This is a genomic window from Roseburia hominis A2-183, assembly GCF_000225345.1.
Taxonomy (GTDB): Bacteria; Bacillota; Clostridia; order Lachnospirales; family Lachnospiraceae; genus Roseburia; species Roseburia hominis.
On the sequence record NC_015977.1, the window covers coordinates 321,251 to 336,239 of the forward strand.

Here is a 14,989-nt window from a genome sequence, read left to right on the forward strand (position 1 = left end):
GAGAATAGATTGTTAGAGGATTATGTGGTCATTGATCTTGAGATGACGGGATTGAATGCGAAGACGGATGCCATTCTGGAAGTGGGAGCCGTGCGCGTCAGAGACGGCAGACAGACGGAAACGTATGGCGCTATTTTAAAGTGCGGGCGGGAACTGTCAGAGCGTGTGGTAGAACTGACGGGCATCACGCCGGAGATGGCGGCAGACGGCAGGGAACCGGAAGAGGCGATGCAGGAATTTTTTACATTTCTGGGGGACGATGTGCTGGTCGGTCAGAATGTGATTTTTGATTACAGTTTTCTGAAACAGTGGGCGGTCAACCACAGGCAGACATTTGAGCGAAATGCCGTGGATACCTTAAAGCTGGCAAGGCGCTTTCTCCCGGCGGAGCAGAAAAAGGATCTGGAAAGCCTGTGTACCTATTTCGGAATCGGGCGTGCGAGGGCGCACCGTGCACTCGATGATGCGATGGCGACCGGAATCGTGCTGGAGAGATTAAAACAGGAGTACGGTACGGTACAGCCGGAGGCGTTTCTGCCGTATGCGCTCTGTTACCGCACAAAAAAACAGACGCCCGCAACGGGGCGTCAGATGGATGGTCTCAAGAAATATGCTGCGCATTACGGCATCCCGGAGACGGAGATCCCGGAGCAGATGACGCGGAGTGAGGCGTCGAGACTGCTTGACCGCTGGATCGCCGTGCACGGGCGGATGCCCCGGGATTAAGCATTTACTTTTTCCTCGAGCAGTGCTACGATGGCACTCTGTCTGGGGGATTCCAGTGCTCTGGCAGAGGCGAGAAGACGGTCGAGTGCGGCGGAATCCCTGGCGTTTAGATAATAGTCTGCGAGCATCCGGTAGTTTCCGCTGTGATCGGACCCGCAGCTGATGCCGTACTCGAGAACCCGGACTGCCTCCGCGTCATGACCGAGCTTTTTCAAACATTCGGCGTACTCATAGATGGTGCGGCAGAGGGTGGTGTAGTTCTCGTCACAGGCGGAGAGCGTTTCCAGATTGGCAACGCCGTACTCCAGTTTGAGATCGGTGTTGGTCTTGCCGCCGAGGTTTAAGATTTTCTGTCCGGCAAGCGATTGGAGAGTCTCCTCATATTTTTTTAATTCGGGATTGTCATAGATACCCATTGGAAAATCGGCAAGAGGTATGGTAATATAGGGAAGTCCGCTGATGTCCTTGCGGCGTGTGTGGTTTGCTTCGTTCTCGCGGTTCCAGAAGCTCTCGGCTGCGGCTTCTTCGGCAGCGGTGCTTTTATGGCGCAGATAAGCGAACATACATACAAAAAAGATAAAAAGTCCTAAAAAAATCATGAGAATCATCCCTTCTTGTGGTATAGTGTAAAAGGTTCGCGCGGTATACAGGGCGTGAACGGAAAGGTGGTAGAACGAAATGTACGATTTTGGTAAAAAAAAGAATAAAAAACTGCTTGCAGGAATCATCATTGTGGTTGTGGCAGCCATGCTTCTGACAACGGTGCTTGCAGCGTTATTATAAGCGCATTCCGCCGTTTTGCTTTCATGTAAAATATACTAAAAATCTCAGAGTGAGTCAAACATATTCGTGTTTATGCACCTTGAAAAGAAAGGCGCGTATGGGCTATAATGAGCGGAAGCAGAGTATATGCTTGGCAAAACAGGCGTTAGCAGAGCAGAGAACAGATATTTCAGAGGGAAGAATATGAAAAAGGGAACAGGTTTTTTGACATTGTTTGGAGGTGCGGTGGCACTTTGTGCATTGCTGGCGGCACCGGTTTCCATGAGAGCACAGGGGACGGAGACGATTGAGGACGGTGTCTATATTGGCAATATTTATGTGGGCGGCATGACGGAGGAAGAAGCGGTCAGCGCGGTAGAAGCGTACGTGGAGAGCGCAGATTCGGCGGAGATGACATTGAAGACCGGCGATAAGAGCGTTTCCGTGACGGCGGCTGATCTGGGAATATCTTTTTCCAATTTAAACGTGGTGGACGAGGCGATAGATGTCGGCAGAAGCGGCAACCTCATCAAGCGGTACAAGGACAAGAAGGATCTGCAGCAGGGGGACAAAGTGATTGCACTCTCACTGGATGTGGATTCCGATGCGGTGGCATCCATCCTTTCCGAGAAAGCGGCGCAGCTGAACCAGGAGGCTGTGGATAATGGTCTGGTTCGTGAGAACGGTGCGTTTAAGATCATTAAGGGCGAGCAGGGCATCGAGGTCAACGTGGAGGATTCCATTGCGGCGATCGAGAACTATATCAGCAGTGAGTGGGACGGTGGCAACGCCGAGATCGAGCTCGTGGCGGAAGTGGTGGAGCCGCGCGGCAGCGAGGAAGATCTGGAGCAGATCACGGATATGATGGGAAGCTATACGACGAATTACAAGGATTCCGGTCAGAACCGCTGCGACAACATCTCCAATGCAACCAGCAAGATCAATGGTACACTGCTTTATCCGGGCGAGGAATTTTCCGTCTATGAAGCGATCGGACCGCTGGATGCGGCAAACGGATACGAACTGGCAGGAGCTTATGAGAACGGTCAGACGGTCGAGTCCTACGGCGGCGGTGTGTGCCAGGTATCTACGACATTGTACAATGCGGTCATTCTGGCAGAGCTTGAGATCACGCAGCGCTCGAATCATTCCATGATCGTAAGCTATGTGAAGCCATCCATGGACGCAGCGATTGCAGGCGATTACAAGGATCTGCGTTTTGTCAATAATCAGGACATTCCGATTTATATTGAGGGATACACTGAGGGAAAGAATGTCACCTTTAAGATCTACGGACATGACACGAGACCGTCGAACCGGGTTGTGACCTATGAGAGTGAAGTGGTATCCGAGCAGGATCCGGGCACACAGTATGTGGCGACCGGAGATCCGGCGGGTTATATGAAGACTGCGCAGGGCAAGCATATCGGCTATGTGGCAAGACTTTGGAAAGTTGTCACGGTAGACGGTGTGGAGGAGAGCCGGGAGATTTTTAATAAGAGTACCTACAAGGCGTCTCCGAAGATTGTAAACGTGGGAACGGCATCAGCAGACCCGAATGTGTCTGCGGTGATTGGCGCGGCGCTTGCGACCGGGGATGAGGCAACCATCAATGCGGCGGTTGCACCTTATGCGGCGAGTGCGGCAGCAATCTTAAATCCGGCACCGGTAGAACAGCCGTCGCAGGAAGAGCAGGCGATTACCGGAACGGTGGATGAGAGCCAGATCACAGGCGGAGAATAAAAGTATAAGAGATTGTTTAAGGCTGCCTCAGAAGAGACAGCCTTAAGCTGTAAATAAACGGGAGAACACAGATGAAGATCGGAAAACTGCCGGAGAGCGTACTGAAGCGCTCCGTATTCAAACAAATACATACCAGACGCCCCGAGGTTGTCTTAGGAGCCGGCGTCGGAGAGGACTGCGCCGCGATCAAGCTGGCAGAGGATGAGACGCTTGTGATGTCCACAGATCCGATTACCGGAACGGCGAAGGACATCGGGACACTTGCGATTCAGATTACAGTGAATGATCTGGCAAGCGCGGGGGCGGAGCCGGTGGGCGTGCTGCTCACGGTGCTGCTGCCGGAGAGCGTGGAGGAGCCCGAACTGCGTGCCATGATGGCACAAGTGGAGGAAGCCTGCGCCAAGGCAAAGATCCAGGTGATGGGGGGACACACGGAAGTGACGGCGGTGGTCAATCAGCCGGTGATCTCCGTCTGCGGTGTCGGCAAAGTGAAGGATGGCTGTCTGATCTCGACCGGAGGGGCGAGACCGGGTATGGATATTCTTGTCACAAAGTGGATCGGAATTGAGGGAACTTCCATTATCGCAAAGGAAAAAGAGACAGAACTAAAGACAAAGTTCTCGGTGCCTTTTGTCGAGAAGGCAAAAGCACTGGATGCTTATATATCGGTACAATCAGAGGCCGCAGTCGCCGTCAAGTCTGGCGTTAGTGCAATGCATGACGTCACAGAGGGCGGAATATTCGGTGCGCTCTGGGAAATGGCGGAAGCATCTGGCGTCGGACTTGAAATCGATTTGAAAAAGATACCGGTCCGTCAGGAGACCATTGAGGTCTGTGAATTTTTCGGAATCAACCCCTACCAGCTGATTTCCAGCGGCTGTATGCTGATGGCGGCAGAGGATGGCAATCTGCTGGTAAGAGAACTGGAGAAGGCAGGAATCCCTGCAACGATTATCGGAAAGGCAACCGCGGGGAACGACCGCGTCCTTTTGAACGAGGAGGAGCGCAGATTTTTGGAGCCTCCGAAGGCGGACGAATTATATAAGGCGATATAAAGGAGAAGAAGCGATGCGTGAAAAGATTTTGACATTTATAGAGAAGAACAGCCGGATTGACTTAAAGGAGCTTGCCATTGTGCTCGGTGTCGATGAGACAACGGTTATGAATGAGCTTGAGAAAATGGAAGAGGAGCACATTATCTGCGGCTACCACACACTGATCGACTGGGATAAAGCGGGCATTGAGAAGGTGACCGCGTTAATCGAGGTCCGTGTGACACCGCAGCGCGGCATGGGCTTTGACAAGGTGGCAGAGCGGATCTACAACTATCCGGAGGTCAATTCCGTTTACCTCATCTCCGGAGGCTTTGATTTTATGGTGACGATCGAGGGAAAGACCCTGCGCGAGGTTTCGCAGTTCGTGTCTGATAAGCTTTCCCCGCTGGATTCCGTGCTCAGCACGAAGACCAACTTCATCCTGAAGAAGTATAAGGATCATGGAACCGTAATGGCAGAGCAGCCCAAAGATGAAAGGATAGAGATGTAAGATGAGAGATCCGTTAAATAAGACAATCACAACGATCCAGCCGTCTGGTATCCGAAAGTTCTTTGACGTCGTCCATGAGATGAAGGACGCGATCTCTCTGGGTGTCGGCGAGCCGGATTTTGATACCCCGTGGCATATCCGCGACGAGGGTATTTATTCCCTGGAAAAAGGAAAGACACACTATACATCCAATGCCGGACTCAAGGAATTAAAAGTGGAGATCGACCATTATCTGGACCGGCATTACGGGGTGTCCTATGATCCGGATCATGAGATCATGGTGACGATCGGAGGCAGCGAGGCGATCGATGCGGCGATGCGCGCCATGCTTGATCCGGGAGATGAGGTTTTAATCCCGCAGCCGAGCTACGTGTCCTACGTGCCGTGCGCCGTGCTTGCAGGAGGCGTTCCGGTGATCATTGAGCTGAAGGCGGAGAATGAATTCCGTCTGACACCGGAAGCGCTGGAGGCTGCCATCACACCGAAGACCAAGCTTCTGGTGATGCCGTTCCCGAATAATCCGACCGGCGCCATTATGGAGAAAAAAGATCTGGAAAAGATCGCGGACATCGTAAGAGAGCACGACCTTTATGTCATTAGCGACGAGATCTACTCGGAGCTGACGTATCTGGAGCGGCATGTGACGATTGCCTCCCTGCAGGGAATGCGTGACCGGACGATCGTGATCAACGGTTTCTCCAAATCCCATGCCATGACAGGCTGGCGTCTGGGGTATGCGTGCGGACCGCGCATCATCATCGAGCAGATGTTAAAGATTCATCAGTTCGCGATTATGTGTGCGCCGTCCACCAGCCAGTATGCGGGCGTGGAGGCACTGCGCAACGGAGATGAGGATGTGGCTGCCATGCGCGAGGAGTATAACGGCAGACGCCGCTATCTGCTGCACCGGTTTAAAGAGATGGGATTGTCCTGTTTTGAGCCGTTTGGCGCATTTTACGTGTTCCCGTGCATCAAGGAGTTCGGAATGACGTCCGAAGAATTTGCGACGGAGCTGCTCAATCAGCAGAAATTAGCCGTTGTCCCGGGCACTGCGTTCGGAGACTGCGGAGAGGGATTTGTGCGCATTTCCTATGCTTACTCGCTGGATAACCTGAAGAAGGCGATGAACCGCATGGAGGCGTTTATCACAGATCTTCGCAAGAGATCATAAGAAAAAGGGAGGAGGGCGTTTCCTCCCGAATGGAGACTGACATGGCAAAGCTGAATGTTGTATTATATGAGCCGGAGATTCCGGCAAACACCGGAAATATCGGCAGAACGTGCGTGGCGACAGGGACAAGACTGCACCTGATCGAACCGCTGGGATTCCATCTGGATGAGAAAGCAATCAAGCGTGCGGGCATGGATTACTGGAGTGAACTGGATGTGACCACCTATGTCAACTGGGAAGATTTCTGCGAGAAGAACCCGGGCGCTAAAATTTATATGGCGACGACGAAGGGCAGACATGTATACACTGAGGTATCCTATGAGCCGGACTGCTACATTATGTTTGGAAAAGAGAGTGCCGGGATTCCGGAGGAGATCTTAAAAGCCAATCCGGACACCTGTGTGCGGATTCCGATGATCGGCGAGACGCGGTCACTCAATTTATCCAATTCGGTTGCGATTGTGCTGTATGAGGCATTGCGGCAGAATGAGTTTGACCACATGAAGCTGCAGGGCGAGCTGCACCGGCTGCGCTGGGAAGATTAGAGAGGGTACAGATGGGAATTATCAAGGCAAGACAGTTGGTTCATGAATATATCAGACGCGATGAGGAGGGCAATGTGGAGTCCATCTCCACAGCGCTCGACCACGTCGATCTGGATGTGGAAGCGGGAGATTTTATTGCCATTTTAGGACACAATGGTTCCGGCAAATCCACGCTTGCAAAACACATTAACGCGCTCCTTCTGCCGAGCGAAGGCTCGCTCTGGGTGGATGGCAGGGATGTCACAAAGGAAGAGAATACATTTGCGGTGCGTCAGACTGCGGGTATGGTATTTCAGAATCCGGACAACCAGATCATTGCGAGCGTCGTGGAGGAGGATGTCGGCTTCGGACCGGAAAATATCGGCGTGCCGACGGATGAGATCTGGAAGCGCGTGGAAGAAAGCCTTGGTGCGGTAGGGATGCTCTCGTACCGTCATCATTCGCCGAACAAGCTTTCCGGCGGACAGAAGCAGCGCGTGGCGATCGCCGGGGTCATGGCGATGGAACCGAAGTGCATTGTGCTCGACGAGCCGACTGCCATGCTTGATCCGAACGGGCGGAAGGAAGTCATCCGCACGGCGCATGAACTGAACCGGAAAAAAGGCGTGACGATCATTTTGATCACACATTATATGGAGGAAGTCGTGGACGCCGACAAGGTGATCGTGATGGATCAGGGAAAAGTCGTCATGCAGGGAACACCGCGGGAAGTGTTCTCCCAGGTGGGAAAACTCAAGGAGTACAGACTGGATGTGCCGCAGGTGACGATTTTAGCAGATCTGCTGCGCCAGTCCGGCATTGATGTACCCGTCGGTGTGCTGCACCGCCAGGAACTTGTGGACGCGATTCTTCGTGTGGCACAGATCGGAGAGTAGAAATGTCAATTATTTTAGATAAAGTGAATTTTGTATATAGTGAGGAGACCGCGTACCAGATTCAGGCGTTAAAGGATGTGAACCTTGAGATTAAGGACGGACAGTTCATCGGCATCATCGGACATACCGGTTCCGGCAAGTCAACGCTGATCCAGCACCTGAACGGTCTGATGAAGGCAACCTCGGGAACGATCTATTTTCATGGACAGGATATTTATGAGGAAGATTTTGACCTGAGAGAACTGCGCAACCGGGTGGGACTGGTGTTCCAGTATCCGGAGCATCAGCTTTTCGAGACGACAATTTTTGATGACGTCTGCTTTGGTCCGAAGAACCAGGGACTTTCCAAGGAAGAGGCGGGACTGCGGGCGTTTGAGGCACTGCGCAGTGTTGGTATGCCGGAGGAGCTTTATTACCAGTCGCCGTTTGATCTCTCGGGAGGGCAGAAGCGCCGTGTGGCGATCGCCGGAGTGCTTGCCATGAAGCCGGAGGTGCTGATCCTGGATGAGCCGACCGCGGGACTTGACCCGGCAGGAAGAGACGAGATCTTAGACCTTGTGGCACGGATGCACCGCGAGCGAAACATGACGGTCATTCTGGTGTCGCACAGTATGGAGGATGTCGCCAAGTATGTGGAGCGCATTATCGTGATGAACCATGGACAGGTGATGTTCGACGACACACCGAAGGAAGTGTTCCGGCACTATAAGGAGCTGGAGACGATCGGACTCGCGGCTCCACAGGTGACTTACCTGATGCACGAACTGAAGGAGCACGGGCTTTCCGTGGATACGGAGGCGACGACGGTGGAGGAAGCCAGAGCCAGCCTGATGCAGGCATTGACGGGAATTGATTCCGGCAGGAGCGATATTCACCGGTAAGGTGTGCCGCGGCAGGAATCATTTTACGGAGGAAAGAGTCACCGGCGGGCGCCGATGAAGAATTCCGGTAGGGAGGAAGTTTATACATGTTGAGAGATATTACACTGGGCCAGTATTATCCGGCAGATTCTGTGATCCATAAACTGGACCCGCGTGTGAAACTGTTTAGTACAATGATCTATATCATATCCCTGTTCTGCTTCCGTGGCGTGGCAGCGCTTGCGATTGCAACGGTATTTCTGATTACAGTCATAAAGCTGTCGAAGGTGCCGTTTAAGTTCATGGTAAAGGGATTAAAGGCAATCATGATTCTGATGTTAATCACGGCGGTGTTCAATCTGTTTTTGACGCCCGGTGAGGCACTGGTAAGCGTCTGGCGTTTTACGATCACGAAGGAAGGCGTGACCAGCGCGGTGCTGATGGCGATCCGCCTGACCTATCTGATTCTCGGAACCTCAATCATGACGCTGACCACAACGCCGAACCAGCTGACAGATGGTCTGGAAAAAGCGCTGATGCCGCTTTCTAAGATCGGTGTTCCGGTGCACGCGATTGCAATGATGATGTCGATTGCGCTCCGCTTTATTCCGATTCTGATTGAGGAGACGGATAAGATCATGAAAGCGCAGATGGCACGCGGAGCCGATTTTGAGAGTGGCAATCTGTTAAAAAAAGTCAAAAGCATGATCCCGCTTCTGGTGCCGCTGTTCGTGTCAGCATTCCGGCGCGCGGATGATCTTGCAATGGCGATGGAGGCGCGCTGCTATAACGGCGGAGAGGGCAGAACGAAGATGAAGCCGCTGCGCTATGAGGGACGCGACCGCCTGTCCTATCTGATCATGTGGCTGTATCTGGCGCTCATTATTCTGTGCAGAATCTTTGTGCCGTGGCCACAATAAAGCTGCAAGGAGAAATGGTTTGGAGAAAGAGGTAAAACGTGTAAAAATGATCGTGGCGTACGACGGCACGAATTATAAAGGATGGCAGGTGCAGCCCAACGGAATCACGATCGAGGAGGTGCTGAACCGCCATCTTTCCTCGCTTTTGGGGGAGGAGATCACAGTGACCGGCGCGAGCCGCACGGATTCCGGCGTACATTCGCTGGGAAACGTGGCAATTTTCGATACGACGACGCGCATGCCGGCGGATAAGATTTCGTTTGCGCTGAATCAGCGTCTGCCCGAGGATATTGTCGTGCAGGATTCCTGCGAGGTTCCTGCGGACTGGCATCCGCGCTATCAGAACAGCCGCAAGACATATGAGTACCGCATTTTGAACCGGACATTCCGCATGCCGACGAGACGGCTGGATACTTACTTTTACCACCACAGCCTGGATGTGGAGAAGATGAGCCGGGCGGCGGTGTACCTGGAAGGAGAGCACGACTTCAAGAGCTTCTGTGCGGTCAACGCGCAGGTGAAGACCACGGTCCGGACAATCTATGCGTGCAGCGTCACAAAAGCGGACGACATCATCACAATCCGGGTGACCGGCAACGGGTTTTTGTACAATATGGTCCGCATTATTGCCGGGACGCTGATACAGGTCGGCGGAGGTCAGATCGAGCCGGAGCAGATAGAGCAGATCCTCGCGGCGCGCGACAGGGAGGCTGCGGGACCGACCGCACCGGCGCACGGACTGACCATGATGGGAATTGAATATATGGAAGAAAAAGATATTGACACGCAAGGAGTCGTGTAATATAATATGTAAGTCTGTGATAGTGAATAAATGTCATTCCAAAGCCCCGGAGTGCCATTTAACTATAAACAATATGACATGGAGGACAGTGTGCCGGACATTCACGCTGCCTGAGATGAACAGCATTTTTCTAGGAGGAATAACGATGAAGACTTTTATGGCTAGCCCAGCTACCATTGATAGAAAATGGTATGTAGTTGACGCTGAAGGTATGACATTAGGACGCCTGGCATCTGAAGTTGCCAAGGTATTAAGAGGAAAGAATAAACCAATCTTTACACCACATATCGATACAGGTGATTACGTAATCGTAGTGAACGCTGAGAAGGTAAAGGTTACCGGTAAGAAGTTAGATCAGAAGGTTTACTACAATCACTCTGATTATGTTGGCGGTATGAAAGAGACCACATTAAAAGAGATGATGGCTAAGCACCCGGAGAGAGTGATCGAGCATGCTGTTAAGGGAATGCTTCCGAAGGGACCTCTTGGAAGAGAGATGTATACAAAGTTATTCGTATACGCAGGTCCGGATCACAAGCACGCAGCTCAGAAGCCAGAAGCTTTAACATTTTAATGAGGAGGTAAAAGACATTGGCTAACGCAAAATATTACGGAACAGGAAGAAGAAAATCATCTGTTGCCAGAGTATACTTAGTACCGGGTACAGGTAAGGTTACAATCAATAAAAGAGATATGGACGAATACTTCGGATTAGATACACTGAAGGTTATCGTTCGTCAGCCGCTTGCAGCTACAGAGACAGCTGATAAGTTTGACGTATTAGTAAACGTTCGCGGTGGTGGTTACACAGGTCAGGCAGGAGCTATCCGTCATGGTATCGCCCGTGCATTACTGAACGTAGATGCTGATTACAGACCGATCTTAAAGTCCGCTGGATTCTTAACAAGAGATCCGCGTATGAAAGAGCGTAAGAAATACGGTCTCAAGGCAGCTCGTCGTGCTCCGCAGTTCAGCAAGCGATAATCGACTGCTCAGACTATATCAAAATGGTTCAAAAAGCCCGGAAAATCAAGGTTTTCCGGGCTTTTGCTATATCTAAACGGGCTGATATGGTTTGACCAAATTTGGCAAAACGAGAGCCGATTTCATCCAATTTTTAGTGGTCCGCAAGTGGTTAACTGGCCAAAAAGAGGGCAAAAAGAGGGGGAAGTGGTTCCCAAAGTGGTTAACCGAGAGCCGATTTTTGGGGTGCTTTTCAGCCCTCCTTCCCCTCGTTTTTTGGCTGTGGCAGTTTGGCATAGTTTGAGCTAATTTGAATAATTGAATATGAATTTGATGTAGCACACAGTATAAATGCTGGGTGCTTTTTTCATTTCAGGAACTCGTATTCCGGCGATAGAAAGAGCCGTCACTTCACTGTTAATTTTGAAGTGGCGGCTTTTTCTATTTCCAGAAACAACAGCAACAATCAGAAATGAGGTGAAGTCATGAACACACAAATCATCGCCATCGCCAACCAGAAAGGCGGCGTTGGCAAAACAACAACCTGTGCGAACTTGGGAATAGGTCTGGCACAGGCCGGAAAGAAAGTGCTTCTGATCGACGGGGACCCACAAGGAAGCCTGACAATCAGCTTGGGAAATCCGCAACCAGACAAGCTGCCATTTACACTGTCGGATGCAATGGGCAAAATTCTGATGGATCAGCCTATACGCCCCGGAGAAGGTATTCTGCATCATGCAGAAGGCGTTGACCTGATGCCTGCGGATATTCAGCTTTCCGGTATGGAGGTTTCTTTGGTAAACGCCATGAGCCGTGAAACGATTTTACGGCAATATCTGGACACACTGAAGGGACAATATTCCCATATCCTGATTGACTGTCAGCCCTCGTTGGGAATGCTTACGGTCAATGCGCTGGCGGCTGCGAACAGGATCATAATTCCCGTTCAGGCAGAGTATCTGCCCGCCAAAGGGCTGGAACAGCTTCTATCTACGGTCAGTAAGGTGAAACGGCAGATCAATCCAAAGCTCCAGATTGACGGTATCCTGCTGACGATGGTGGATAACCGCACCAACTTTGCCAAAGAGATTGCTGCTTTGCTGCGGGACACCTATGGAAGTAAAATCAAAGTCTTTGGAACGGAAATCCCCCATTCTGTCCGGGCAAAGGAAATCAGCGCAGAGGGAAAAAGTATTTTCGCCCATGACCCTGGCGGCAAGGTGGCAGAGGGGTATCGAAATCTGACGAAGGAGGTGTTGAAACTTGAAAAGCAGCGCGAAAAAAATAGAGCTGGCCTCGGTAGATGATTTGTTCTCCACCGAAGAAGGCCGTCAGGATGCAAAGCTGGAAAAGATTCAGGAGATTCCGCTGTCTGAACTGCATCCCTTTAAGAACCACCCATTCAAAGTCAAGGATGACGAAGCCATGATGGAAACCGCAGACAGTATCAAGCAGTATGGCGTTCTGGTTCCGGCGATTGCTCGACCAGACCCGGAGGGCGGTTATGAGCTGGTAGCCGGACACAGGCGGCACAGAGCCAGTGAGCTGGCAGAAAAGGAGACCATGCCGGTCATTGTTCGGGATTTGGATGATGATGCCGCCACGATCATTATGGTTGACAGCAACCTGCAACGAGAAAGTCTGCTCCCCAGTGAAAGAGCATTTGCCTACAAGATGAAGCTGGATGCCATGAAAAGACAGGCTGGCAGACCGAGTAAAGAAAATGTGTCCCAAGTTGGGACACAAAAGCGATCAGACCAGTTGCTTGCTGAACAGGTGGGGCAAAGTCGAAATCAAATTCAGCGCTATATCCGTCTGACAGAGCTGATTCCTGAATTGATGGACATGGTGGATGAAAAGAAAATTGCCTTAAATCCTGCTTATGAGCTGTCCTTTCTCAAAAAGGAGGAACAGGTAGACCTGTTGGACGCGATGGACAGCGAACAGGCTACCCCTTCTCTTTCTCAAGCCCAGCGGCTCAAAAAATACAGTCAGGAGGGGCATCTGACCCTCGATATGATGCGTGTCATCATGGGTGAGGAAAAGAAAAGCGATCTGGACCGAGTGACATTTACCTCTGACACCTTGCGGAAGTATTTCCCTAAAAGCTATACGCCCCAGCGGATGCAGGAAACCATCATCAAGCTGCTGGAGGCATGGCAGAAAAAGCGTCAGAGAGACCAGGAACGATGAAAGGAGCCGCCTATGAGGGATATTTCAGCCCGTGAGCTGAAAGGACACAAGATTCTCGCCGTAGAGAGATTTTGGGATAACACCCGCTGGATGATTGAGTTTTCCGTCCTGCGTCCCAGCACAGCTTACGGCAGCCCCGGAGAGGAAATGCGGCTGTTTTTGACCGAGGACGGGTATCAGGCTGCCCTGCAAAGCCAGCAGTGCCGGGAGATCAAGATCAAGCGTTACGCTCGTGTGATTGAGGGACATATCCTCGATTTCAAACCGGGAAAACGCCGCCGCTCATAAACTCATACAACGAAAGGAAAGGAATGACTATGTGTACGGTAAAGGAAATTCAAGAAGCAATCCGGGAAGATTGCAAATCTCAGCATGACATGGAATCAACTGATATTGACCGAGTGATGCAAACACTTCCTTTTGCCCAGGAGGAGCCATTTACAGAGGCGCGTCCTCGAAAGCCGCTGTTTTGGTTCTATGCAAGAAAATTTGAAAAGTGTTGAACACCGCAATTCTTTGGAATGAGGATTGCGGTTTTTTTGTACCCAAAATTCGGAAGGAGTGAGGTCGATGGCCGTTTTTCGCATTGAACGGACCCGTGATTATACCGTGATGAGCAATCATCATTTACGAAATGCAAACCTGTCGTTAAAAGCCAAGGGACTGCTTTCCATGATGTTATCTTTGCCAGAGGACTGGAATTACACCACCCGTGGTCTTGCAAAGATCTGTAAGGAGGGCGTGGATGCCATAGGCGCTGCGTTGCGGGAATTGGAGGCTGCCGGTTACATTGTGCGGCACAAGCTGCGTGACCGGCAGGGACGCATCAGCGATATAGAGTATGTCATATACGAGCAGCCACAGCTTAGAAAACCGGATACGGATTCACCAGATACGGAAAACCCGTATATGGATAAACCGGATACGGAAAAGCCCGCAGAATTAAATATAGAGAAATCAAATACTCAAAAACAAAATATTTATGGATCAAGTACCGATTCCATTCCCTTCCGGGATTGCGCGGCAGATTGTCTGCCGGAACGGAAAGGAAGGGATGCGATGTCACTCACAGAGATAGAGAGTTATCGGGAATTGATTCAGGAGAATATCGGGTATGAATACCTGTGTCAGCAGTATGAAACTTATCGGGAGGATTTGGATGAGATTGTGGAGCTAATCGTGGAAACGGTCTGTGCAAAGCGAAAGACCACCCGTATTGCAGGAAGCGATTTTCCGCATGAAATCGTTCGTTCCAGGTTCTTGAAGCTGGATAACTCGCACATTGAGTTTGTCATGGACTGTTTACAGAAGAACACCACGGAAATTCGCAACATGAAGCAGTATCTTCTGACCGTTCTGTTCAATGCACCGACCACGATAAGCAATCATTACACCTCACAAGTAAATCACGATCTGTATGGCGGCTGGTAAATGGTCGCTTTTTTATTGCCCGGAACTGCCGGGAGAAAGGAGCAAGCATGATGTCTGAGGGAAAGACCATAGGGCAGCTGATGGAAGAAATGCGGGCAAAGGCAGGAGCGCAGAATTATCACGGTCATGGATATATGGACCTCCAGCGTTTTGCGGAGGACACCCGGCACATGATTATTTTTGATGTGCTGACAAACGATTCCCCTGTTGGCTGGAAAGGCGAACGAACCCGCCTGTTCCTGTCGGATACCGGTTATGAAAAAGCACTGGATAGTCAGGAAAAGGGGCAGATTAAGATTTTGAGCCACGCAAAGGTACGCCAGGGCAATCTGCACTATGACCATTCTGACCAGTTACGCTAAGGAGGGCGGTATGAAGCGTTATCTTCTGCGGCGGCTGGTGGTTCCGCCTTAGCAAAAAAAGAGATTCCCTGCAAACTTCGTGGAAAGGAGG

The 14,989-nt window shown here is 51.1% G+C and carries 19 protein-coding genes; 18 read left to right on the forward strand and 1 reads right to left on the reverse strand.

What is annotated here, in order from left to right; translation table 11 throughout:
* Window positions 1–9 precede the first annotated feature (9 nt).
* Complete coding sequence (locus RHOM_RS01360; RefSeq protein ID WP_014078498.1) at window positions 10–726, forward strand: 3'-5' exonuclease; 717 nt, start codon at window positions 10–12, stop codon at window positions 724–726.
* Here the strand turns inward: RHOM_RS01360 and RHOM_RS01365 are convergent.
* A complete protein-coding gene (locus RHOM_RS01365) occupies window positions 723–1,325 on the reverse strand; it encodes a hypothetical protein (protein WP_014078499.1) in 603 nt (200 codons plus the stop codon). The two genes, RHOM_RS01360 and RHOM_RS01365, sit on opposite strands and share 4 nt — an antisense overlap.
* Before the next feature lie 367 nt (window positions 1,326–1,692).
* Between RHOM_RS01365 and RHOM_RS01370 the strand changes: the two genes are divergently transcribed.
* The 17 genes from RHOM_RS01370 to RHOM_RS01450 all read left to right on the forward strand — a co-directional run bounded on the left by RHOM_RS01370 (window position 1,693) and on the right by RHOM_RS01450 (window position 14,898).
* Window positions 1,693–3,231: a VanW family protein gene (locus RHOM_RS01370; protein ID WP_044024765.1), complete on the forward strand. Its 1,539-nt coding sequence runs from the start codon at window positions 1,693–1,695 to the stop codon at window positions 3,229–3,231.
* Between the two features lie 71 nt (window positions 3,232–3,302).
* Window positions 3,303–4,286 (forward strand): AIR synthase family protein, encoded by a 984-nt coding sequence (locus RHOM_RS01375; protein WP_014078502.1) that lies wholly within the window; start codon window positions 3,303–3,305, stop codon window positions 4,284–4,286.
* 13 nt (window positions 4,287–4,299) lie between these two features.
* On the forward strand, window positions 4,300–4,776 hold the full coding sequence (locus RHOM_RS01380; protein WP_014078503.1) for an Lrp/AsnC family transcriptional regulator: 477 nt from the start codon (window positions 4,300–4,302) through the stop codon (window positions 4,774–4,776).
* A 1-nt stretch (window position 4,777) separates the two neighbouring features.
* The gene (locus RHOM_RS01385) at window positions 4,778–5,947 is read left to right on the forward strand and encodes a pyridoxal phosphate-dependent aminotransferase (RefSeq protein WP_014078504.1); all 1,170 of its coding nucleotides are present in this window, start codon (window positions 4,778–4,780) and stop codon (window positions 5,945–5,947) included.
* Window positions 5,948–5,988: 41 nt separating this feature from the next.
* The gene (locus tag RHOM_RS01390) at window positions 5,989–6,492 is read left to right on the forward strand and encodes a tRNA (cytidine(34)-2'-O)-methyltransferase (RefSeq protein ID WP_044024766.1); all 504 of its coding nucleotides are present in this window, start codon (window positions 5,989–5,991) and stop codon (window positions 6,490–6,492) included.
* Window positions 6,493–6,503: 11 nt separating this feature from the next.
* Window positions 6,504–7,367, forward strand: coding sequence for an energy-coupling factor transporter ATPase (locus RHOM_RS01395; protein WP_014078506.1), 864 nt, complete (start codon window positions 6,504–6,506; stop codon window positions 7,365–7,367).
* Between the two features lie 2 nt (window positions 7,368–7,369).
* On the forward strand, window positions 7,370–8,248 hold the full coding sequence (locus RHOM_RS01400) for an energy-coupling factor transporter ATPase (RefSeq protein WP_014078507.1): 879 nt from the start codon (window positions 7,370–7,372) through the stop codon (window positions 8,246–8,248).
* 86 nt (window positions 8,249–8,334) lie between these two features.
* On the forward strand, window positions 8,335–9,147 hold the full coding sequence (locus RHOM_RS01405) for an energy-coupling factor transporter transmembrane component T family protein (protein ID WP_014078508.1): 813 nt from the start codon (window positions 8,335–8,337) through the stop codon (window positions 9,145–9,147).
* 46 nt (window positions 9,148–9,193) lie between these two features.
* On the forward strand, window positions 9,194–9,949 hold the full coding sequence (gene truA / locus RHOM_RS01410) for a tRNA pseudouridine(38-40) synthase TruA (RefSeq protein ID WP_044024767.1): 756 nt from the start codon (window positions 9,194–9,196) through the stop codon (window positions 9,947–9,949).
* A 145-nt stretch (window positions 9,950–10,094) separates the two neighbouring features.
* Window positions 10,095–10,523, forward strand: coding sequence for a 50S ribosomal protein L13 (rplM, locus tag RHOM_RS01415; RefSeq protein WP_014078510.1), 429 nt, complete (start codon window positions 10,095–10,097; stop codon window positions 10,521–10,523).
* A 17-nt stretch (window positions 10,524–10,540) separates the two neighbouring features.
* The gene (gene rpsI / locus RHOM_RS01420; RefSeq protein WP_014078511.1) at window positions 10,541–10,933 is read left to right on the forward strand and encodes a 30S ribosomal protein S9; all 393 of its coding nucleotides are present in this window, start codon (window positions 10,541–10,543) and stop codon (window positions 10,931–10,933) included.
* A gap of 464 nt (window positions 10,934–11,397) precedes the next feature.
* A complete protein-coding gene (locus RHOM_RS01425; RefSeq protein WP_014078512.1) occupies window positions 11,398–12,219 on the forward strand; it encodes a ParA family protein in 822 nt (273 codons plus the stop codon).
* Window positions 12,176–13,105 carry a ParB/RepB/Spo0J family partition protein gene (locus tag RHOM_RS01430; protein WP_014078513.1) on the forward strand — a complete coding sequence of 310 codons (930 nt, stop codon included), beginning with the start codon at window positions 12,176–12,178 and terminating at the stop codon, window positions 13,103–13,105. The genes RHOM_RS01425 and RHOM_RS01430 overlap by 44 nt, the downstream gene beginning before the upstream one ends.
* Before the next feature lie 12 nt (window positions 13,106–13,117).
* On the forward strand, window positions 13,118–13,393 hold the full coding sequence (locus RHOM_RS01435) for a DUF5720 family protein (RefSeq protein ID WP_014078514.1): 276 nt from the start codon (window positions 13,118–13,120) through the stop codon (window positions 13,391–13,393).
* Window positions 13,394–13,416: 23 nt separating this feature from the next.
* Window positions 13,417–13,608: a hypothetical protein gene (locus RHOM_RS01440; protein WP_007886609.1), complete on the forward strand. Its 192-nt coding sequence runs from the start codon at window positions 13,417–13,419 to the stop codon at window positions 13,606–13,608.
* 67 nt (window positions 13,609–13,675) lie between these two features.
* Window positions 13,676–14,536 (forward strand): DUF6017 domain-containing protein, encoded by an 861-nt coding sequence (locus RHOM_RS01445; RefSeq protein WP_014078515.1) that lies wholly within the window; start codon window positions 13,676–13,678, stop codon window positions 14,534–14,536.
* Between the two features lie 50 nt (window positions 14,537–14,586).
* Window positions 14,587–14,898 (forward strand): DUF5720 family protein, encoded by a 312-nt coding sequence (locus RHOM_RS01450; RefSeq protein ID WP_044024580.1) that lies wholly within the window; start codon window positions 14,587–14,589, stop codon window positions 14,896–14,898.
* Window positions 14,899–14,989 lie beyond the last annotated feature (91 nt).